The organism is Roseobacter sp. MED193, from assembly GCF_000152965.1.
Taxonomy (GTDB): Bacteria; Pseudomonadota; Alphaproteobacteria; order Rhodobacterales; family Rhodobacteraceae; genus Pseudophaeobacter.
The window spans coordinates 1,341,132-1,361,224 of the sequence record NZ_CH902583.1; the positions used below are offsets into that span (position 1 = coordinate 1,341,132).

The following is a 20,093-nucleotide window of genomic DNA, read 5'->3' on the forward strand; positions in this document are numbered from 1 at the left end:
CCCGCATCTTTGCACAGAAACGGGCCTGACGTATTCGCTTTACAACGGCCGCAGCGCCTTAGGAGCGCTAAAGAACCTCAGGTGGACCTCCCCACCATATGGGATTTTGCCTTGGCTGTTCTTGGTTACGACAATATAGCCTCCACCCACCGCCCGGTAGTAGGTGTTACAAAGAACCCCCTGTTTGCGCAGAGCGTCACGCACGATCTTCAGCCCCCATTGTGCGCTGGAAGGCGCGCTACCCTTAATCGAGAACCGCGCCTTGGCCCCATCCGTACAGATACCTTCAGCCCGTTCTTCAAACGGTATGATCGCCTCGACATAGGATTCAGACATCCCTCTCAAAGCGAGCCGTCCTGTTTCGATCCCCTTACTCCCCCTCAGGTGATACTGGCTCAGGCCTCCGCAACTATCCGTATCTGACTTATAGATATTGCAGGCAAAGGGCTTATCCCGATTTTCTGCCAGCATGACCCGCAGGGAGACCTGCTCTCCGCGTTCCGGCACCGGAGCAACACAACCAACCAAAAGCCCAGCAGCAATCACAATCGCTGGTTTCAACAAAAATCTTGCCATTAAAATTCCACCTATTCGGGATTAAGTATACAAGACAGTACTTCTGGTTGAAGTTTGACAACTTGTCAAAGCGCCAAATCTCAACCCTGCATCCCCGCCGCTTGGCGCTGCTTTGAAGAGCCTATGTCTACGGGCCAGCCCGATGACATAGATCAAATCAAAAATACGAATGTGTGTATATTATCACCGATAATAGTATCTCGCGGAGGCTAGGGGCAATGGATCTACTCACTCTCATCGAAACCCTAGCCGAACGCTTGGGAGAGGCGCCTCTGGCGGCACTCTTTGGCCTGTTGACTGGGGTCACCTTCGGCATCGCAGCACAACGCTCTCGATTTTGTCTGCGCGCTGCCACAGTGGAATTCGCTCGCGGCGGTCTGGGCGACCGGATGGCGGTCTGGTTGCTCACTTTCTCCACTGCCGTAGTCTGGGTCCAGGGCGCCGAACTTCTGGGGCTCATGCGCAGCGCCGATGCGCGGATGATGGCGGTGCCTGGCAGCTGGTCTGGCGCCATTATCGGCGGCTTGATCTTTGGGGCAGGCATGGTGCTGGCGCGCGGCTGTTCTGGCCGCTTGCTGGTCCTGGCCGCAACCGGCAACCTGCGCTCGGTGGTTTCTGGCCTGATCTTTGCCGTCGTGGCGCAGATGAGCCTTTCTGGGATGCTCTCACCGCTACGCGACAAAATCGCTGCACTGTGGATCACCTCAGGCGGGCGCAATATGGATCTCCTGGTAGAGGCCGGTCTGCCAAGCTGGGGCGGGCTGGCACTCGGGCTGGCGATTGCCATCGTGGCGCTGGTGTTGGCGCGCCGCAGCCAGATCAGCGCGTCCCGGCTGGTCTTTGCCTCCGGCGTTGGCTTTGCCGTGGCTCTGGGCTGGGTGCTGACCTACGGGCTGTCACAGGTGGCTTTTGACCCGGTGCAGATCGAAAGCGCCACCTTCACTGGCCCCTCGGCCCATACCTTGATGTTCTTCCTCGATCGCAATGCCATTCTGGAGTTCGATATCGGATTGGTGCCTGGCGTCTTTATCGGTGCCATGCTGGCCGCTTGGTCCGCAGGCGAGATGAAGCTACAGGCCTTTGACGATGCCGCAACCATGCGCAAAGCCATGATCGGCGCCGTCCTGATGGGATTTGGCGGAATGCTTGCAGGGGGCTGCGCCATTGGCGCGGGCGTCACGGGCGGCTCCATCTTTACCGGCACCGCCTGGCTGGCGCTGTTCTTCATGTGGGTCGGCGCCATGGCGACAGACATGCTGGTGGATCAAAAATCACGCACCGCCGCCGCATGATCCCGGCGGCGGGCTGGATGCCCCCTTTGGACATCATCTTTCCATAAATATTCAATTGCACACCGCCTGCCCCGCCACCCGGCCTGCGCTCTTGCCCTATCACGGGCCTCTCTTGACCGGTTCCCCGCTCAAAAGAAATTCTGCGGATCAATGTCAATGCTGAGCCGCAGATCGCCTTTCATGCGAAAAGGCTGAACCCAGCGGCTCAAAGCATCCTGCAGCGCCACCCCTTTGGCCGCCTTGACCAGTAACCGAACCCGGTGACGGCCACGCACCCGGGCAATCGGCGCTGGGGCGGGGCCAAAGAGCTGCGCGCCGACCTGGCGCAACGGGCCATCGTTGCGCGCCAAGGCATTGCCCAGATCAAAAACCTGCGCCAGGTCAGATCCAGACAGGATGATCCCTGCCATACGGCCAAAGGGCGGCACCCCGGCCTCTCGGCGCTGCGCCGCCTCCGCGCGCCAGAATTCCTCTTCATCGCCGGTCAAAATGGCGCGAATGACCGGATGCTCCGGCTGGAACGTCTGCAACAGGGCCTCACCGGGGCGCTCTGCACGCCCCGCCCGCCCCGCCACCTGACGCATCAACTGGAATGTCCTCTCCCCGGCACGCAGGTCCGATCCCTGCAGGCCCAGATCCGCATCAATCACCCCCACCAAGGTCAGCAGCGGAAAGTTGTGCCCCTTGGCCACCAGCTGGGTGCCCAAAATGATATCGGCCTCGCCCGCGGCGATCTCCTCGATCCGCGCCTTCAACGCCCGGGCAGAGCCAAACAGATCGGAGCTCAGCACCGCAATACGGGCCTCAGGAAACAGCGCCGCGGCCTCTTCTCCCAGCCGTTCGATGCCCGGCCCCACCGGCGCCATCTTGCCCTCCACCTGACAGGAGGGGCAGACCTCAGGCACCGGCTTGGTCTCGCCGCACTGATGGCACATCAGCCGTTTCATAAACCGATGCTCCACCATGCGGGCATCGCAATTGTCGCAGGCCACCTGGGCGCCGCAGGCCCGGCAGATCGTCACCGGCGCAAAGCCGCGCCGATTGAGAAACAGAAGCGACTGCTCACCGCGTTCCATCCGCAGGGCCATGGCCTGTTTCAAGGTCGGAGAGATCCAGGTTGCAGGTGCCAAATCCTCGCCCCGCATATCCACCGCCTTCATGACCGGCAGCACCGCCGTGCCAAAGCGCGCTGTCAGGTTGACGCGTTTGTATTTGCCTGCCTCGGCATTGCTCCAGGTCTCTAAACTGGGCGTCGCTGAGGCCAGAACCACCTGGGCTGAACACATGGCCGCGCGCAGAACCGCCATATCGCGGGCATTATACAGCACGCCCTCTTCCTGCTTATAGGCGGAGTCATGTTCTTCATCGACGATGATAAGTCCAAGATCGCGAAACGGCAAAAACAGCGCCGAGCGCGCGCCAATCACCAGCTGCGCATTGCCCTGCCCAAGCATCCGCCAGACCCGACGCCGCTCGGTCATGGTGGCGCCAGAATGCCACTCCGCCGGGGTCGCGCCAAAGCGCTGCTCAACCCGTTTCAGGAATTCCGCCGTCAGGGCGATTTCCGGCAACAACACCAGGGCCTGTCGCCCCTTGCGCAGACAGGATGCAACCGCTTCCAAATAGACCTCGGTCTTGCCGGAGCCTGTGACGCCCTTTAGCAGCGTCGTGCCGTAGCTGCCACTTTCCACCCCCGCTGCCAAAGCCGCCGCCGCTGTGGCTTGGTCCGCAGTTAAGGTCTTGCCCGGCCGCAGCGGATCGAGCACCGGATAGGGTTGATCCCGTGGGGTCTCCTCTTCGCGCAGCGCCCCCTGACCCACCAACCCCTTGATCACCGAAGGCGTCACCCCGGCCATATCGGCCAGTTCCTTGGGGGTGAAGGCCATGGAGCTGAATTCGTCCATCACCGCCAGCACCTTGCTGCGCGCCGGGGTCATCCGGTCCGGCTCCCGCTCCCCCAGCCGCAGCACTTTGCGCATCGAGGGCGGATCCGACAGGCCCGGCGCCCGTGTCGCAAGGCGCAGCATCAGTGACATCGGCGTGAGGGTGTAATCCCCAGCCTTGCTCAGGAACTGGCGCATCTCATCGCGCATGGGCGCCACATCCAGTACCCGGATGACACTGCGCAGCTTGGCCGAATCAAAATTACCGCTCCCCGCGCCCCAGATCACCCCCAGAACTTTGCGTGGCCCCAGTGGCACCTCGACATAGGCACCACGAAAACACCCGCCCTCAGGCGCACGATAATCCAAAAGCCGATCAAGAGGTTGCGCGGTCAAAACCGCGACCCTGTCGCCTTGATGGAAAAAATCCTGCCCGCTCACCTGTGCCGCCTCCAAACCTCGGGGCTTTTTAATGCCCGCGCCATGCGCTAAAGGCTAGCGCAATCAAGGCCAAACTTTCCCAAAAGGATCCCCGCCGATGAAATTCTTTGTAGATACCGCCGAAATCGACGCCATTGCCGAACTGAACGACCTTGGCATGGTGGATGGTGTGACAACCAACCCCTCGCTGATCAAGAAATCTGGCCGCGACATTATTGAGGTCACCAAAGAGATTTGCGCCATGGTGAGCGGCCCGGTCTCTGCCGAGGTCACTGCGACAGATGCCGAAACCATGATCGCTGAGGGCCGCAAGCTGGTCGAGATCGCCGAAAACATCGCCGTCAAAGTGCCGCTGACCTGGGATGGCCTTAAAGCCTGCAAAACCCTGTCGGATGACGGCCACATGGTCAATGTCACGCTCTGCTTCTCCGCCAATCAGGCGCTGATCGCCGCCAAAGCCGGTGCCACCTTTATCTCGCCCTTCATTGGCCGCCTGGATGATATCAATCTCGACGGTATGGAGCTGATCGAGGATATCCGCACCATCTACGACAACTATGGTTTCAACACCGAGATCCTGGCCGCGTCGATCCGCACCGTGAACCACGTGCTCGACAGCGCCCGTATCGGTGCCGATGTGATCACCGCCCCCCCAGCTGTGATCAAATCACTGGCCAATCACCCACTGACCGACAAGGGCCTGGCGACCTTCCTTGACGACATCAAAGCCGCAGACATCAAAATCCTGTAAGGCAATACCCTACAGGCTATGGGCGAAGTTGCGCACAAAACAGGAAGAGGGGCGCCCATTGGGGCGTCCTTTTTTACTGCTGAATTCCATGCCCGAACAGGCCGATAACCCAGTCGCCTTCGTGTCGGGGTTTTGCCGGGTCAAGGGGCGCAGATCTGCGCCCGCGCCACAGGCGCGGCTTGCCCTTGAGGCTGCCCCCCCCACTTCAGACTAGTTGCCGTGCGTTTGAGGGCAAACCTGCCCTTAAGCCGCATCTCAGCCGCCTTTTTTCTACAGCGCCGGGCGCCAGCCCGGCGCTGGGCCCAACGGGGGCAAGGGATCTTTGATCCTGCGGCCCCGGGCGGGAGCCCCCACTTTGCGGTAACAGCTTCGGCCTTTTCCTGCCCGTAAGACATTTTTAGCCACATTGCGTCAAAACCCGTGTTATAACCCGGGCGCAAAGCCCAAAGAGGTTCAAGCCCACAAAGGTTCAAGAATGAGCAGCACCACAGCCAAACTAGACACTCCCCTGCGCGAAGCGATTCTGGCCAAGCCAGACGCAATCCTCGAAGATCAGGGCCTGATGAATGCGCTGGTTTCGGCCAGTGAGCGCGCCATGGGGTCCAATATCGTCGATATGCGTGGCATCGCCATGGAACGTATGGAGGCGCGCCTGGACCGGCTGGAAGACACCCATCGGTCGGTGATTGCCGCAGCCTATGAAAACCTGGCTGGGACGAATCAGATCCACCGTGCTGTGCTTCGATTGTTGGATCCCACAGACTTTGCGGACTTCTTGCAGGCCCTAAACGGTGATCTGGCCGAAATCATGCGGGTCGATTCGATCTCCCTGGTGCTGGAAACCCTGCAAGACGATGGCGGTGCCGCCGCCGCGCGCATGGGCCAGATCCTCAAGGTGGCAAGCCCCGGCTTTATCGATGCCTATGTCGGCGCAGCCCGTGGCACAGGCCAGGGCGGGCAACCAAGGCAGGTTACATTGCGCCAATTGCAGGGCGGCACCACAAAGATATATGGCGACAAGGCCGATTGGGTCCGTTCGGAGGCCTGTCTGCGCCTAAATCTTGGCGCCGGGCGCCTGCCGGGTCTTTTGGTGCTCGGGTCAGAGGATCCGCATCAATTCACCCCACAGCATGGTACCGATCTCTTGACCTTCTTTGCCGGTGTGTTTGAACGTGCCATGTGCCGCTGGCTGGCATGAGCCTGCGAGACACAGGCGGGGCATCTCAACGCCCTGCATATGCCTGCCTGCGCCACACCAGACGCACCACGTCTGAGAGACGCGCGCAGGTTGCCCCCAGTTGGTGGCGAAGAAAATGAGCGCCACTGAGGCCCAGATGTTCATCTCGCCAGCCTGTCGCAATGCGCTACAGCTTTGGTTGCAGGGGCTGCGGGCGCTGGATGGGGCCAGCGACAATACCATCAACGCCTATCAGGGCGATATCAGCAGTTTTCTCGCCTTTATGACCCAACATAGCGGCGCCCCCCAGGGCTTGGGCGCGCTGGCGCGCATCACCACCTCGGATATGCGGTCCTGGATGGCGCAGGAGCGCAACGCAGGCACCGGCGCGCGTTCCCTGGCGCGCAGGCTGTCCGCCGTCAAAAGTTTCTATCGCTGGCTGGCAGAGCGCGAGGGTTTTGAACTCACAGCCGTCTTGGCAGCACGGGCACCCAAGTTCCAAAAGAAACTGCCGCGCCCCCTGGACGAGGATGCCGCGCGGGCGGTGATTGAAACCGTTGAGCTGCAATCAAATACTGACTGGATTGCCGCGCGGGATGTCGCCGTGGTGACACTGCTATACGGCTGCGGCCTGCGTATTTCTGAAGCCTTGGCCCTGACTGGCAAAACCGCCCCGCTGCCATCCAGTCTGCGCATTCTAGGCAAGGGGGGCAAAGAACGGCTGGTGCCGGTGATTGCCGCCGCCCGCGAGGCCGTTGCGCGCTACATTGCGCTGTCCCCCTACCCTAACGAAGCCGATGGCCCTTTGTTTCGCGGCGCCCGAGGGGGGGCGCTGAACCCGCGCCAGATCCAAGGCGCCATGGCACAGGCGCGAGCGCAGCTGGGGCTGCCTGCCAGTGCCACGCCCCATGCCCTGCGTCACAGTTTTGCCACCCATCTGCTGGAGGCGGGCGGCGATCTGCGGGCCATTCAAGAACTGTTGGGTCATGCCTCGCTCTCAACCACCCAGGCCTATACGGCCGTGGATACGGCGCATCTGATGGCCGTCTACAACCGCAGCCACCCAAAGGCATGACCCACCTGCCTGCGCCTGGTCGCAAACGTTTGCAAGCCAAGCGAAGCCTCTAAAATTCGAGACAATTTTTCCGACCCTTTGCATCTGTGGTTAAGAGCTTGGCGCTTATCTTGAGGCTCCAATTGCTCCAGAAAGGATGCCTCAAATGACATCAGCACCCGCCCTTGCCTTTCATCCCGCCCCTGCCGCGCCGACACCGGCCCCCTCGCAGATTCGCTTTCCCCGCCAGCCAGACCGCAAACCCCGCACAGATCTGCCGCATCCAGGTGCGCCGGACGCAAAAATGGTCCTGTTTTCGGCTCTGGAGGCTTTGCCCCTTCTGGAGGCTCAAAGTCAGCATCGTCAGGAATACCCGACCTGGTTGCACTGAGCCCTTGCGGGCGCGGGTGAAATTCGCCATCACAGGGGTATGACACCTCAGATCCGCGCCCTCTCCGTTCACCTGCTCACCGCCACCGGTGCTGTTTTTGCAATGCTCGCCATGCTCGCCGCGGTGGAGGCCAAATGGAGCTTAATGTTCGTTTGGCTTGTCGTGGCCTTTGCTGTCGATGGGATTGATGGGCCGCTGGCCCGGCACTATCAGGTCGGCCGCTACGCGCCACAGTTTGATGGTGTTTTGCTGGATCTGATCATTGATTACCTCACCTATGTCTTTATCCCCGCCTTTGCCCTGTTCAAATCAGGGCTGATGGCGGGCTGGACCGGCTGGGTGGCAATTATTGTCATCACCTTTGCCAGTGCGATGTATTTTGCAGACACCCGGATGAAGACAAAGGACAACTCCTTTTCCGGCTTTCCCGGTTGCTGGAACATGCTGGTGTTGGTGATTTTTGCCCTGGAACCCAACCATTGGACCATTCTGCTGCTGGTCACATTGCTGTCGATTGCCATGTTCCTGCCGTTGAAGTTCATTCATCCAGTGCGCACCGAACGCTGGCGCCGGCTGTCTTTGCCTATGGCGCTGGCCTGGACATTTTTTGCCGGCTGGGCAGCCTGGGTTGATTTCCACCCTGAAAGCTGGGCGCATTGGGGGCTGGTCATCACCTCGATCTATCTGGTCTTCGTTGGGATCGCGCAGCAGATCCTGCCACAGCGCAGCTAAAACCGCACCGTCTTTGGGGGAATACCCTCTAGTCGGCCCAAGAGGTGGCGAGAGGCAAAGGGGCCGGCCCCTCTGCACCCTGACCGAGGTCAGGATGCATTCACCCCGGAATATTTCAGGAAAGGTGAAATCCAGACTGTTCAAATGTCAGGGGCCATGTCCTGCAGTTTGGCAGCGCGTTTCACACGTAGCGGCTTCACTTACCTCGCAGCGCCAAAGAACTCGGCGCTTTTCATGGGCATTGCCCCGCTTGGAAGCGGCAGGGATCAGATCAGCAGGCTGGCGGCGCCTTCGTGTTTGAGCAGGGTAATTTTGCTCTCGATCCCGGTCCCGCCTGAAAACCCACCAAGACCATTCGCGCCCAGCACCCGGTGGCAGGGGATGATAACCGGGATCGGATTCGCCCCACAGGCATTGCCCACCGGCTGAGGCGGCATATTGAGCTCTTTTGCGATGTCGCCATAGGTGCGGGTATGCCCGAAGGGAATCGCCAGCATCGCATCACATACAGCCCGCTGGAAGGGTGACCCCTCCACATACAGGGGCAGGTCAAAGGCCTGTTGTAACTCCCCCGCGAAATAGGCACTGAGCTGTTCCAGCGCACGATCAAGCAGCCCAGTTCTGTCGTTTCCAAGCGCTGCCCAGGTCAAAGCGGTTATCGCCCCTTCGCTCTCTGTTACGCTCAGGGGGCCGACAATTGTGTCTATTTGGGCAGAGGGCATATGTGGCGTGCTCCGTCAGGGTGGCTCCGGCAAGCCTGCGGCAAACCGCGGACATGCCATATGCGGATCTGCGCCTTTCGTATAGGTCACTGCCCTATTTTGCAAAGGCCATGACCGAAGGTGTCCGCAGGGATTGTTAAAATTCTGTTAAAAACACCTCAGGAAGAACAAATGGAATATGCCTATGATCTCTGCAACTGGTACAAGCACCGCCCACAGCACTCTTGCCTGTTCTTACAAGGCTGGGGTTTCTGCGATGGATGCCAGTCTGAATGAAGGCAAAAGTCAAGGAATGGACCGTGCTGTTCAGAGGGAGCGTGCCCTGAAGCAGGCGGAAGCCGTTGTGGCCTCACCCTTGGCTGACACCCAATCCCTGGGCCCCGCGCTGGAAGCAGCCAGAGATAAGGCCCTTGGGCGGGGCATTTACGGTGAACAGAGCCTGATCGCACAGTTTCTGGTTCTTGCCTCGAGCCATGCGCCTGGACCAAAATCCGTGAGCAGCATGATGGCAGAAGAGAATTTCCGCGCAGCGCGCAGCCAGGCTGTGGCTGCGGTAGCTGGCGCAACCTTGTAAATCTCTGGGCAATAGACTGTTAGATAAAACAAAACCTGCCGCGGTGACCGCGGCAGGTTTTATCTGTGCTGCAACCTTTCTGGCCCCCTCCTGCTCTACACAGGGCAAGGCGGCTCAGCGAAGGTGCCAAGTCTTTAGGCCAGGGCTGTTTCGCAGCGGCCGCAGACGCCAGCATGGCTATGGCTGCCAACATCCGGCAGGATTTTCCAACACCGCTGGCACTTATCGCCCTCGGCCTTTTCAAAGACCACCGATATCCCGTCGACCTCAGGCATGCGGAAGGCTTCGGCTGGGGCCGGGTCATTGGTGAGGGAGATATCCGAGGTGATGCAGATATCGGCAAAATTCACCGATTTCAGCAGTTCCAGCACCTCAGCATCGCGCACATGCACCACCGGATGGGCCTCAAGCGAAGCGCCGATCACCTTATCCACACGCTGCACTTCCAGCGCGGCTGTCACCACCCGACGGGCCTGACGGATCTTCGCCCATTTGCCCGAGAGGGGCTCGTTCAGCCAATCCGCTGGCGTGTCGGGAATATCCGTGAGGTGCACCGAGCTGTCGTCATCAGGGAAACGCTCCAGCCAGACCTCTTCCATGGTGAAGACCAGGATCGGTGCCAACCAGGTGGTGAGACGGTGGAACAGGATATCAAGCACCGTGCGCGCCGCGCGGGCGTTCAATGTGTCGCCATCGCAATAGAGCGCGTCCTTGCGTACATCAAAGTAGAAGGCCGACAGATCAACGGTGGCAAAGGTAAAGATCGCCTGCCAGACACCATTGAAATCAAAGCTCTGGTAGCCGGTGCGGACCTGATGATCCAGTTCTGCCAGACGATGCAGCACCCATTGCTCCAACTCCGGCATGTCCGCAGGCGCCACCCGCTGATCCTCGTTAAAATCATGCAGCGAGCCCAGCATATAGCGCATGGTATTGCGCAGGCGGCGATAGCTGTCGGCGGTGCCTTTCAGGATCTCAGGCCCGATGCGCTGGTCAGAGGTATAATCCGTCTGCGCCACCCAAAGGCGCAGGATATCGGCGCCATATTGTTTGACGATTTCCTCGGGCACGATGGTATTGCCCAGGGATTTGGACATCTTGTTGCCCTTGCCGTCCAGGGTAAAGCCATGGGTCACAACATTTTTGTAAGGCGCACGCCCCTTTGTGCCGCAGGCCTGTAGCAGGGAGGAATGGAACCAGCCGCGGTGCTGGTCGGTGCCTTCCATGTAGACATCAGCAATGCCATCGGGGCTGCCATCTTCACGGTCGCGCAGCACAAAGGCATGGGTCGAGCCAGAATCAAACCAGACGTCGAGCACGTCAAAGACCTGCTCCCAGTCATCAACCTTGTAGCCATCCCCAAGGAACCGCTCTTTGGCGCCATCCGCGTACCAGGCATCTGCGCCCTCGGCCTCAAAGGCCGCGACGATGCGGGCATTCACCGCTTCGTCCCGCAGAATGAAACCCTCATCCGTGGGCAGCAGACCCTTTTTGACAAAACAGGTCAGCGGCACGCCCCAGGCGCGCTGGCGTGACAGCACCCAGTCCGGGCGGGCTTCGATCATGGAATAGAGTCGATTACGACCCTTTTGCGGGGTCCATTTCACCAGCTCATCAATCGAGCGCAGGGCGCGTTCGCGGATGGTTGTGCCCATCTCGTCCTGACCGTCGCCAACCGCGCGGTCTACACTGGCAAACCACTGCGGCGTGTTGCGATAGATGATCGGCGCCTTGGAGCGCCAGCTATGCGGGTAGCTGTGCTTGATCTTGCCACGCGCCAGCAAACCGCCAACCTCGACCAGTTTGTCGATCACACACTTGTTGGCATCGCCTTCGCCGCCCTTGCGGTTGAGGATATACTTGCCGCCAAAGAAGGGCAGATCAGCGCGGAAGCCGCCATCGTCCATCACGTTGTAGGTGATGACATCTTCCAGCATGCCAAGGTCACGATAGAGCTCGAATTCCTCCATACCGTGGCTTGGCGCGCAGTGAACAAACCCGGTGCCCTCTTCGTCGGTCACAAAAGGTGCGGCGCGGAAATCGCGGGGCGCATCCCATTCGCCGTTGGAGCCTTCGGCCCCAGCCAGCGGGTGGCTCAGCTGCAGGGTTGCCAGCTCATCCGCAGGCACGGCGCGGACACGGGTGTATTGCCCCTCTTCCAAGCGCGCGCGCTTGAAAACGTCACCGGCCAGCTTGTCGGCCAGCAGGAAGCGGTCGCCCTTGGCGGCCCAGCATTCTTCTGGTGTGTCGGTGACCTCGTAAAGCCCGTAGTCAAAGCTGTCGCCATAGACCACTGCTTTGTTCGAGGGGATGGTCCATGGGGTTGTGGTCCAGATCACCACGCTCGCGCCCGCCAGTTCGTCCGAGCCAGCGGTGACAGAAAATTTCACCCAGATGGTAAAGCTGTCTTTATCTTTGTATTCCACCTCAGCCTCAGCCAGGGCGGTTTTTTCCACCGGCGACCACATCACAGGCTTGGAGCCCTGATACAGCGTGCCGTTCATCAGGAACTTTTGGAATTCACCAGCGATCACCGCCTCAGCGTGGTAATCCATCGTCAGATAGGGATCGGCCCAGTTGCCGGTGATCCCAAGGCGCTTGAACTCTTCGCGCTGGATATCGACCCACTTGTCAGCGAAGGCGCGGCATTCCTGGCGGAACTCAACCACATCCACCGCGTCCTTGTTCTTGCCCTTCTTGCGGTACTGCTCTTCGATCTTCCACTCGATCGGCAGACCGTGGCAGTCCCAGCCCGGCACATAGCGGCTGTCAAAACCCATCATCTGATGCGAGCGCACGATCATGTCCTTGATGGTCTTGTTCAGAGCATGACCGATGTGCAGATGGCCGTTGGCGTAGGGCGGGCCGTCGTGCAGCACAAAGGGGGTGCGGCCTTCCTTTTCGCGCAGACGGTCGTAGACGCCAATCTTTTCCCAGCGCTCCAGCCAACTTGGCTCACGCTTAGGCAGGCCAGCACGCATGGGAAAGTCGGTTTGGGGCAGGTTCAAAGTCTGTTTGTAGTCAGGGGTATCAGCAGTATCGGCGCACATGGGTGGCGTCCTTTGGATGTTCGGTTCGCAAATCAAGGTGTTCGGTGCGGCGCGATGGCTCAAGCGCCTTTGCCCGGCGTCTCATGAGGTCAGAGCGCCGGGGATATAATTCGAATAATGATGGCCAGAGTATAGGACATGAGGGCGTTATAGGCCGACTATGGTCCGGGGTAAAGCCGGGTTGTAGCCTGGCCCAGTGTCGCAGCCTGACAACAAAATTCCCGCTTCACGTCCAAAAACTTGCAAGCCAAAAGCAACATTCTTATTCAGACCCCGGCTTCCGTAGTTCAGGCCTTCTTTACAAAAATTGGGGATTTCACTGTTGTCTAAGCTCTCTTTTGTTTTTGCCGCCTCGATGCTCACCCTGCCCCTCCTGGGGTGCACTGAGCCAGGTAGCAGCCAAACCGGGCCTCTCACCGTTTCAAAGAATGTCAAACTGACCGCCACCGGCATGCGGACGCCCGCAGTTTCCGTGACCCCGGTAAAACTGACCTTTCCTGACAGCAGATCCTATTCAGCTGTGCCCTACTCCTTTCAGCCCGAGAGCTGCAGCCTAATCAGTTCCCATTTCACTGCCGAAGTCCCGATCCCCTCCCAGGTCAACCTGCCTGCCTACGGCCCCAATACACCGCCCCTGCGTGTCTTATGTGACTCCGAGAACTTCACCTTTGACAAGAGTTTCAAACGGGTCAACCTAACTCAGCAAGCCATCGCAACGGCCTCGGTTGCACATGTCCTGATTGGCTACGGGCTGATTGGAGCCGCGGTGACCGCCAGTGCTGGCAGCCAGCGCGATACCAGCCAGGATACCTATGGCTACCCGCTCAAGATCGAGCTGCAGTGATATAGCCGCAAAGCCCTAACCGCAGATAGCGAGCGGTACTGGGCACGCCCCCCAAAGATGTTCTTAGGAAAGGTTGCCGGACCCCTAATGCGTTTCGCATGCGAAACCTTTAGCCCGGTTAGATCTGAAACAGGCTGCCGACACCGTAGGCCATCAGGGCTGCAGCGCCGCCAATTGCCAGGGTCTCCCCCCCAGAGCGCCACCAGGGCGTCAGCGCCCAATGGCTTTTCATTGCGCCGATGCAAAAAAAGGTGATCAATGTCAGCCAGACCGAAACTGAAAAGGCCGAAGCAAGGCCAAACAGAAACGGCAACAGGGGCACCATACCAGCCACCAGAAAGGCTGCGAAGGTGGCAAGAGCTGCTCGCATAGGCTCCGGATCCACCGGGCTAGCACCGTATTCGCCCTCCATCATCAGGTTGATCCAGGCCTCTTTGTCGGCGCAAATCGCATCCGTGGCCGCTTCCAGGACGGGTCCGGACAAACCCTTGAGCCGGAGAATTTCCCGCGCCTCGGCGCGCTCCCCTTCTGGGTAGTGCTGAATGTGGCATTCCTCGACCTGGCGCAGGCGTTTGAGGTTGTCCAGCTCTGCCTTGGTACCGGAGTAATTCCCCGCGGCCATGGAGAACCCATCCGCCAGCACATTGGCCAGCCCCAAGGCCACAATGATAAACGGCGATAGCCCTGCTCCGGCAACACCGGCGACAATGGCAAATGTGGTGACAGATCCGTCAATGGCCCCATAGATCACATCGCGCAGAACGCCGCGCCCTGGTGGGGCTCCGATACGTGCGGTGATTTCCTGCGGGCTGTGACCGTGATCGACCATGGCGGGCTTCCCTTCTCTTGTACCCTAGACATCTAAGCAATCTCCATTCCTTTGCCTTGCGACAGATCAACGCCGGCCCTATCCAAGACCCGTCCGCCCCCGTATGTGAGAGCAGCGGAAACACAGATGCAGACAACCTGCGTTATTCCCATGCGAGATAAACCATGACCCAGGACTCCCAGACCGCCAACCATCCGATGAAACGCTTTGATATCACCGGGCCAGAGATCGACCGGGTGGTGACCCGGTTCTATGTTCGCATCCGCGCCCACGCCGAGCTGGGACCCATTTTTGCCCGCTACGTGGCGGACAGAGACTGGCCCGAGCATGAGGCCAAGATTGCCCGCTTTTGGCGCAATGCAATCCTGCGCGAGAAAAGTTACAGCGGCAATCCCATGCGCGTGCATGTCTCGCGACCTGAAATCCAGGCTGAGCACTTCCCGCAATGGCTCGGCCTGTTTCACGAGGTCTTGCGGACTGAATTACCGACACCGATTGCTCTGCAATGGGGGGCCCTAGCAGATCGCATCGGTGAGGGATTTCGCACCGGGATCGTCGCCATGCGTCAGCCCAAGAACGCACCGCCCAAATTGTTCTAAAGCGCCCCCTCATCTTGGGGACCAAATTTCACTGACGGATTTTCATCTTCGCATTGGCCGGAGATGAAAATCCGAGAGCTGAAATCAGAAAATGTATAAAAAAGACAAAAATTTACGGCCCGGAATCTCAGAATAGCCAAAAAAGGTTCAAAAAAGGATTTCCAATGGAACGACAGCACACACGTAAAAACAGCATGATCTGACAGGCCTTCTGTGTAGGAACCCGCTCCTCTTGGGGAAAACTGCACCTCCCTTGTGGAAAACTCCCTATGCAAGGCGTTAACTTCTCAGGGTCTTTCTCCCCTGCGGATTGTGCATCACCGCTGATCGAATGCCAGCCCCACAGAAGCGCTCAGGTATGAGCCATAACCTGCTGAAACGGTTGGTGACATCAAATGATCCACAGATTTGCACACAGGTTTTCCCACAGGCTCCCTCACGCGCCTCCTAGCCGCCATTGACCTTGGAGGCGCTTTTGCAAAAGGCCCTGAAAGAAATCATTGATAAATCAATAACTCTCCTGGCAAAGATCACCTAGCGAGCCCGACTTAGGAGGCCGTGCTCCCAGAGGCCTGATCGCGGCGAAACAGCCCGGCCAGGGCTCCTTTGATCACCCTGCGGGTGGCAGGGCGATGCGCCGGAGAAAAGGGCAAGGGACGACAAACCTCCATTGCAGCAATGCCAACGCGGGCTGACAGCGCACCGTTCACCACACCTTCGCCAAAGCGGCGTGACAGTTTCGACAGGACCGATCCCCCGAGGACGGATTCCAAGATATCATCCCCGGCAGCGACCGCCCCTGTGGCAGCCAGATGCGCCAGCACAGCGCGGGTCAGACGCCAGGAGCTGAACAGCCCTGAACGCCCGCCGTAGATCTGCGCCACCTGTCGGATCATACGCACTGAGGTCAGCAGCGCCACGGCAACATCTGCCAGCGCCAGCGGCACCAGCGCCGTAACGGTCGCGACCTGACGGGCAGCGGCCTCGACCTCTTGCAAGGCGCGGGTATCCAGCGGCAACAGCAGCTCTTCTTCGGCCAACATCATCAGGGCATCCGCATCCAGCACCTCGCTCCGGCGCTCGTTGAACCGCGCCAATTGCCAGGCCATATCCGCGCGTCCGGAATAAAAGCTCTCCAGCTTGACAACATGCGCCTTGGCAGCTGCCAGATCAGAGCCGGCCTCTGCTGCCCCCTGTCGCAACCCGTCCACCCGCTTCAACCGGGCCAGAGCCGCCAGCTCCCGCAGCAGCATGATCAAGGCCAGGACCAGCGCCAAGATAAGCGCGGCGCTGACAGCCCAACCCAGGACCGGCAGGCGCGCCACCAACCCGACGGCAAAATCCCAGGCTGCCAGAGAGACCACGGCCCCAAAGAGAGCCAGTACCAGACCCCAGAACCAGCGGCTCAGCCGCGAGGGCGAACGCGCCGCCATTCGCGCGGCCTGCTCCATCGCCGCAGGCGGGGCCATCTCTGCCAGTTCTGGCAGCGGGTCAGGAACAGGGGGAGCAGCAGCCACATCAGGCAGCTGCTCCAGTTCTTCCTGCTCCAGATCGAACACAACCGGTTTCTGGCTCATTCCTCGGTCTCCTGCTTGGTATCATCCACCCAGTCCAACCGGATATCAGGCAGACCTTCTTCGTTGTCCTGCCCAGTGCCGCGCGCCCCTTGTTGGAACCCTTCGCGCTGATAAAACCGCCGCGCGCTGGTATTGGCCTCAAAGACATTCAACCACAGCTCCGGCTGAGCAGCCTTGGCCTGCCGCAGCAGCGCCTTACCGATACCCTGCCCGCAGCTTCCCGGAGCCAGATACAGGCTGCAAATTTCTGCCCCGTCACGGGCAAGAAAGCCAACGACGCGTCCTTCCTGCTCGGCCACGGTGACCCAGCCACGATCAATCATGACACCACAAAAGGAAATCGTCTCAGCCTCGGAATACAGCACCGGCATCCAGGGCGTATCCAGGGCAAAGCGATGCAGGATCCAACCGGTACGGCCGGCATCCAGAGCATTTGCTGGGCGGAGACGACATCTTACAGGAGCTGTCACAGGGCATCTCCGATCAGGAATTCCGCTGCCCGGTCCAGCCGGACATGGGGCGGACCATCTCCGGGCTTCAGGTTGAGCGCAGCCGGGGCGAACTGCATGGCCTGGTAGTCGCCTTCCAGCCAATCAGTCGCCCCCTGCCGCGCTGGCGCCAGCAACTGTGCAGGATCCATTGGCAAAGCACCGGGGTAAAAGGCCGCTTGCTTGCCCGTTTCCAAAAGCCGCCCACGCACACAGGGCAGTTCAGTGCCGTTATGAGCGCGCATCTCCTCGGTGGTGGCCCGCAAAGAGGCCAAGGAGAGAGCAGCGGTTTCGGCCCCGGCAAACTGGGCGCGGTCTCGTGCATCGCTGGTCAGTGCCTCAATGATGGCGGTCAATTGCCCGTGCTGCTGATGATGCAGATGGTCGGCCTTGGTGGCCGCGAATAGGATCTTTTCCACCCGCTTGCCGCGCAACAAAGAGGACAAGAACCCGTTGCGACCGGGCCGAAAGGCTGAGAGCACATCCCCCATGGCAAGACGCAGGTCCTCCACTGCCTGCGGCCCCGAGTGAATGGCACTGAGCGCATCCACCAGCACCACCTGACGGTCGATACGGGTAAAGTGATCGCGAAAGAATGGCTGGACCACCTTGGACTTATAGGCCTCATAGCGGCGTTCCATCTCGCGCCAAAGGCTCCGGCGCGGCGCTGCCTCTTCCGGTGGCAAGGGCCCAAAGGTCAGCACCGGTGATCCCGCAAGATCGCCTGGCAGCAAGAACCGTCCTGGCGAACAGTCATAAAAACCAGCCCGACGCGCCGCGTTCAAATAAATGGTGAACTGCGTCGCCAACATCTGTGCTTGGGGTTCATCGTGGGGATCAGCCGCTGTCACCGAAGTCAGAGATTGCAGAAAATCCCGTGCAACCTCACGGGCGGGCAGCCGGTCCAGAACCTCGGCGGACCACTCAGCATAAGACTTATCCAAGAGCGCCAGATCCAACAGCCATTCACCGGGGTAATCCACGATATCCAGATGCAGTCGGCGCGGTCCCTGAAAGCCGGACAATAGCCCCGAGGGGCGTAGGCTGAGGCTCAGACGCAACTCGGATACGGCCCGGGTGCTGGCGGGCCATTGGGGCTGCGGCCCGGTGAGCGCCGCCAGGTGATCTTCGTAGGCAAAGCGCGGAACGGTATCATCCGGCTGGGGTTGCAGATAGGCGCTGTCGATCCGCCCTGCCCGCGCTGCTTGCAGCTGCAGCATACGCCCCCGGTTCAACAGATTTGCCACCAGCGAGGTGATGAACACCGTCTTGCCCGCCCGCGCCAATCCGGTGACGCCAAGGCGCAGTGAGGGCTCAAAAAAACGCGAAGAGACCGTACTGCCAAGCGTGTCGAACCCGCGCGCGGCGCCCTCGGTCAATGTCGATAATACCACCCGGCTCACCTGCTGTTTGTTCTCTCTCCCCAAGATAGGCAGGCGCCCGGTGGGTTTCCAGTATGCCTGAGCACTTGCCTCAGCCCTGTTGCCGGGTTACTTGCCCGACCATGCCTCGTTTTGCTCTCAAAGTTGAATACCACGGAAAGCCCTTTGCCGGATGGCAGCGGCAAAAAGATCAGCCCTCGGTGCAGGGCGCGATTGAGGAGGCCCTGGCAAAGCTGGAACCCGGCCCCCATACCATTGCCGCCGCCGGTCGCACAGATACTGGGGTGCACGGCCTGGGACAGGTCGCCCATTGTGATCTGCAAAAACCCTGGAGCCCCTTTAGACTCTCTGAGGCATTGAACTTTCACCTGAAGCCTGCGCCCGTGGCCATTGTCGACTGCGCCGTGGTCGACCCGGAGTGGCACGCAAGGTTTTCAGCCATCGAGCGCCAGTATCTGTTTCGCATCCTGATCCGCCGCGCCCCCGCTACCCATGACGCGGGCCAGGTCTGGCAGATCAACAATGACCTGGATGTGGAAAGGATGCAGCAGGGGGCCAACCATCTGCTAGGCAACCATGATTTCACCACCTTCCGCTCCTCGATCTGTCAGGCACAGAGCCCACAAAAGACCCTGGATGAGCTCCGGATTGAGCGGGTGCAGGGGCTTTCTGGTCCTGAGGTGCATTTCCATGTGCGGGCCCGATCCTTCCTGCACAATCAAGTGCGCAGCTTCGTCGGCACATTGGAACGGGTGGGCGCCGACGCTTGGACGCCGCAGGATGTGAAGTCAGCGCTTGAAGCCTGCGACCGCGCCGCCTGCGGCCCGGTCTGCCCCGGCCATGGTCTGTATCTGGCACGCGTTGGCTATCCGACAGATCCCTTCACGAAGCAGAGCTGAAGCGGATCGCGGGTCCTAAGTTTAAGCTTTGGCGGGATGCAAAACCAGGGTTTGCAGGGCAGTGGCCACCGGCCCCTTCTCGTCCTGCAAAACCGATTGAGACATGCCAATTCCGGTTCCATGCCAATGGGAAACAGAATCTGAGGCGTGCCAGTCGCCCTCGGGTTCCCGGTGCACATTGAGGGTAAGATCAGTATTCATAAAGCCCATTTCCGCGGGGCGCGCGTTCCAGGAAATCCCATTGCCACAATCCGCCAGGGCACAGAGCGACTGGATCGCAGATTGCTCTTCGCCCTCCACCAAGGTCGTGGTGCGCATCCATAGGGTTTTTGGTCCAGGGTTCAGGCCGAACTCCGGTGGGTAGGCCACATCCAGAAACTGGCCAAAATAGGGTTTGTCGTGCAGACCTGCGCCTATGGAAAACGGCCCGGACACAGCATCCGCCCGGCGCAGAGGCGTGACCGGCGCAGTTGGAACCACACCCAGATCCTTGCGCACCAGATGCATCGAGGTGCCCAGCGCGCAGAGCGTATTGTCGAGATCATGCACGGTAATCTGCGTGGTGGCCAAGGTGCGGGTGTGTCGCGTGGTCTCGGCTGCAACCCGCAGCCCCGCCAAAGGCAGTGGGCGCAGGATGTCCAAGGTCAGACGGCACAGCATCTTTTCCGCGCCGACCGCGATCTCGGCGGCACGGGCTGCCAGGCCGGTGACTGGCCCGGCATGACAGTGATCCGCAGACCAGGGCCCCCGCGCCGGATCATTGCCCACAAAGACTCCATCGGAGTTTTGTGAGAAAAACGGCGGTGCCTCTAGGGCCCTGGAGGTCATGTGA

The 20,093-nt window shown here is 60.1% G+C and carries 19 protein-coding genes; 10 read left to right on the top strand and 9 right to left on the bottom strand.

The window, feature by feature from the left end:
* Window positions 1-39: 39 nt before the first annotated feature.
* Window positions 40-576 (bottom strand): hypothetical protein, encoded by a 537-nt coding sequence (locus MED193_RS08885; RefSeq protein ID WP_009809365.1) that lies wholly within the window; start codon window positions 574-576, stop codon window positions 40-42.
* Between the two features lie 218 nt (window positions 577-794).
* On the opposite strand from MED193_RS08885, the gene MED193_RS08890 reads away from it, so the two are divergent.
* Window positions 795-1,868, top strand: a complete 1,074-nt coding sequence (locus MED193_RS08890; protein WP_009809366.1) for a YeeE/YedE family protein — start codon at window positions 795-797, stop codon at window positions 1,866-1,868.
* A gap of 128 nt (window positions 1,869-1,996) precedes the next feature.
* On the opposite strand, the gene MED193_RS08895 is transcribed toward MED193_RS08890, so the two are convergent.
* On the bottom strand, window positions 1,997-4,192 hold the full coding sequence (locus tag MED193_RS08895) for a primosomal protein N' (RefSeq protein WP_039966064.1): 2,196 nt from the start codon (window positions 4,190-4,192) through the stop codon (window positions 1,997-1,999).
* 97 nt (window positions 4,193-4,289) lie between these two features.
* Here MED193_RS08895 and fsa point away from each other — a divergent pair, with 97 nt between their 5' ends.
* From fsa to MED193_RS08925, 5 genes are all read left to right on the top strand, one after another.
* The gene (gene fsa, locus MED193_RS08900) at window positions 4,290-4,943 is read left to right on the top strand and encodes a fructose-6-phosphate aldolase (protein WP_009809368.1); all 654 of its coding nucleotides are present in this window, start codon (window positions 4,290-4,292) and stop codon (window positions 4,941-4,943) included.
* Window positions 4,944-5,418: 475 nt separating this feature from the next.
* Window positions 5,419-6,141, top strand: coding sequence for a DUF484 family protein (locus MED193_RS08910; protein ID WP_009809370.1), 723 nt, complete (start codon window positions 5,419-5,421; stop codon window positions 6,139-6,141).
* A 115-nt stretch (window positions 6,142-6,256) separates the two neighbouring features.
* Window positions 6,257-7,195 carry a tyrosine recombinase XerC gene (locus tag MED193_RS08915; protein WP_009809371.1) on the top strand — a complete coding sequence of 313 codons (939 nt, stop codon included), beginning with the start codon at window positions 6,257-6,259 and terminating at the stop codon, window positions 7,193-7,195.
* A 145-nt stretch (window positions 7,196-7,340) separates the two neighbouring features.
* The gene (locus MED193_RS08920) at window positions 7,341-7,565 is read left to right on the top strand and encodes a hypothetical protein (protein ID WP_009809372.1); all 225 of its coding nucleotides are present in this window, start codon (window positions 7,341-7,343) and stop codon (window positions 7,563-7,565) included.
* 39 nt (window positions 7,566-7,604) lie between these two features.
* Window positions 7,605-8,297: a phosphatidylcholine/phosphatidylserine synthase gene (locus tag MED193_RS08925; RefSeq protein ID WP_009809373.1), complete on the top strand. Its 693-nt coding sequence runs from the start codon at window positions 7,605-7,607 to the stop codon at window positions 8,295-8,297.
* Window positions 8,298-8,563: 266 nt separating this feature from the next.
* Here MED193_RS08925 and MED193_RS08930 read toward each other — a convergent pair whose 3' ends face one another.
* Entirely contained in the window at window positions 8,564-9,019 is a 456-nt protein-coding gene (locus tag MED193_RS08930) for a methylated-DNA--[protein]-cysteine S-methyltransferase (RefSeq protein ID WP_009809374.1), read from the bottom strand.
* 292 nt (window positions 9,020-9,311) lie between these two features.
* Between MED193_RS08930 and MED193_RS08935 the strand changes: the two genes are divergently transcribed.
* Window positions 9,312-9,593 carry a hypothetical protein gene (locus tag MED193_RS08935; protein ID WP_198133859.1) on the top strand — a complete coding sequence of 94 codons (282 nt, stop codon included), beginning with the start codon at window positions 9,312-9,314 and terminating at the stop codon, window positions 9,591-9,593.
* Between the two features lie 134 nt (window positions 9,594-9,727).
* On the opposite strand, the gene ileS is transcribed toward MED193_RS08935, so the two are convergent.
* Window positions 9,728-12,643: an isoleucine--tRNA ligase gene (ileS, locus tag MED193_RS08940; RefSeq protein ID WP_009809376.1), complete on the bottom strand. Its 2,916-nt coding sequence runs from the start codon at window positions 12,641-12,643 to the stop codon at window positions 9,728-9,730.
* A gap of 322 nt (window positions 12,644-12,965) precedes the next feature.
* On the opposite strand from ileS, the gene MED193_RS08945 reads away from it, so the two are divergent.
* Complete coding sequence (locus MED193_RS08945) at window positions 12,966-13,487, top strand: hypothetical protein (RefSeq protein ID WP_157041319.1); 522 nt, start codon at window positions 12,966-12,968, stop codon at window positions 13,485-13,487.
* 118 nt (window positions 13,488-13,605) lie between these two features.
* On the opposite strand, the gene MED193_RS08950 is transcribed toward MED193_RS08945, so the two are convergent.
* The gene (locus MED193_RS08950) at window positions 13,606-14,316 is read right to left on the bottom strand and encodes a VIT1/CCC1 transporter family protein (RefSeq protein ID WP_009809378.1); all 711 of its coding nucleotides are present in this window, start codon (window positions 14,314-14,316) and stop codon (window positions 13,606-13,608) included.
* Between the two features lie 164 nt (window positions 14,317-14,480).
* Here MED193_RS08950 and MED193_RS08955 point away from each other — a divergent pair, with 164 nt between their 5' ends.
* Complete coding sequence (locus MED193_RS08955; RefSeq protein ID WP_009809379.1) at window positions 14,481-14,915, top strand: group III truncated hemoglobin; 435 nt, start codon at window positions 14,481-14,483, stop codon at window positions 14,913-14,915.
* Window positions 14,916-15,463: 548 nt separating this feature from the next.
* Here the strand turns inward: MED193_RS08955 and MED193_RS08960 are convergent.
* The 3 genes from MED193_RS08960 to MED193_RS08970 are packed head-to-tail and all read right to left on the bottom strand — an operon-like array spanning window position 15,464 to window position 18,374.
* A complete protein-coding gene (locus MED193_RS08960) occupies window positions 15,464-16,492 on the bottom strand; it encodes a YcjF family protein (RefSeq protein ID WP_009809381.1) in 1,029 nt (342 codons plus the stop codon).
* Complete coding sequence (locus MED193_RS08965; protein WP_009809382.1) at window positions 16,489-16,962, bottom strand: GNAT family N-acetyltransferase; 474 nt, start codon at window positions 16,960-16,962, stop codon at window positions 16,489-16,491. The genes MED193_RS08960 and MED193_RS08965 overlap by 4 nt, the downstream gene beginning before the upstream one ends.
* Entirely contained in the window at window positions 16,959-18,374 is a 1,416-nt protein-coding gene (locus tag MED193_RS08970; RefSeq protein WP_039966784.1) for a YcjX family protein, read from the bottom strand. The genes MED193_RS08965 and MED193_RS08970 overlap by 4 nt, the downstream gene beginning before the upstream one ends.
* Before the next feature lie 110 nt (window positions 18,375-18,484).
* Here MED193_RS08970 and truA point away from each other — a divergent pair, with 110 nt between their 5' ends.
* Window positions 18,485-19,261 (top strand): tRNA pseudouridine(38-40) synthase TruA, encoded by a 777-nt coding sequence (gene truA / locus MED193_RS08975; RefSeq protein WP_009809384.1) that lies wholly within the window; start codon window positions 18,485-18,487, stop codon window positions 19,259-19,261.
* A 21-nt stretch (window positions 19,262-19,282) separates the two neighbouring features.
* Here the strand turns inward: truA and MED193_RS08980 are convergent, their stop codons facing one another.
* Window positions 19,283-20,089 (bottom strand): thioesterase family protein, encoded by an 807-nt coding sequence (locus MED193_RS08980; RefSeq protein WP_009809385.1) that lies wholly within the window; start codon window positions 20,087-20,089, stop codon window positions 19,283-19,285.
* Window positions 20,090-20,093 lie beyond the last annotated feature (4 nt).

Coding starts and splice junctions, on each gene's coding strand:
- MED193_RS08885 (WP_009809365.1), bottom strand. CDS start 576: ATGGCAAGATTTTTGTTGAAACCAGCGATTGTGATTGCTGCTGGGCTT.
- MED193_RS08890 (WP_009809366.1), top strand. CDS start 795: ATGGATCTACTCACTCTCATCGAAACCCTAGCCGAACGCTTGGGAGAG.
- fsa (WP_009809368.1), top strand. CDS start 4,290: ATGAAATTCTTTGTAGATACCGCCGAAATCGACGCCATTGCCGAACTG.
- MED193_RS08910 (WP_009809370.1), top strand. CDS start 5,419: ATGAGCAGCACCACAGCCAAACTAGACACTCCCCTGCGCGAAGCGATT.
- MED193_RS08915 (WP_009809371.1), top strand. CDS start 6,257: ATGAGCGCCACTGAGGCCCAGATGTTCATCTCGCCAGCCTGTCGCAAT.
- MED193_RS08920 (WP_009809372.1), top strand. CDS start 7,341: ATGACATCAGCACCCGCCCTTGCCTTTCATCCCGCCCCTGCCGCGCCG.
- MED193_RS08925 (WP_009809373.1), top strand. CDS start 7,605: ATGACACCTCAGATCCGCGCCCTCTCCGTTCACCTGCTCACCGCCACC.
- MED193_RS08930 (WP_009809374.1), bottom strand. CDS start 9,019: ATGCCCTCTGCCCAAATAGACACAATTGTCGGCCCCCTGAGCGTAACA.
- MED193_RS08935 (WP_198133859.1), top strand. CDS start 9,312: ATGGACCGTGCTGTTCAGAGGGAGCGTGCCCTGAAGCAGGCGGAAGCC.
- ileS (WP_009809376.1), bottom strand. CDS start 12,643: ATGTGCGCCGATACTGCTGATACCCCTGACTACAAACAGACTTTGAAC.
- MED193_RS08950 (WP_009809378.1), bottom strand. CDS start 14,316: ATGGTCGATCACGGTCACAGCCCGCAGGAAATCACCGCACGTATCGGA.
- MED193_RS08955 (WP_009809379.1), top strand. CDS start 14,481: ATGACCCAGGACTCCCAGACCGCCAACCATCCGATGAAACGCTTTGAT.
- MED193_RS08960 (WP_009809381.1), bottom strand. CDS start 16,492: ATGAGCCAGAAACCGGTTGTGTTCGATCTGGAGCAGGAAGAACTGGAG.
- truA (WP_009809384.1), top strand. CDS start 18,485: ATGCCTCGTTTTGCTCTCAAAGTTGAATACCACGGAAAGCCCTTTGCC.
- MED193_RS08980 (WP_009809385.1), bottom strand. CDS start 20,089: ATGACCTCCAGGGCCCTAGAGGCACCGCCGTTTTTCTCACAAAACTCC.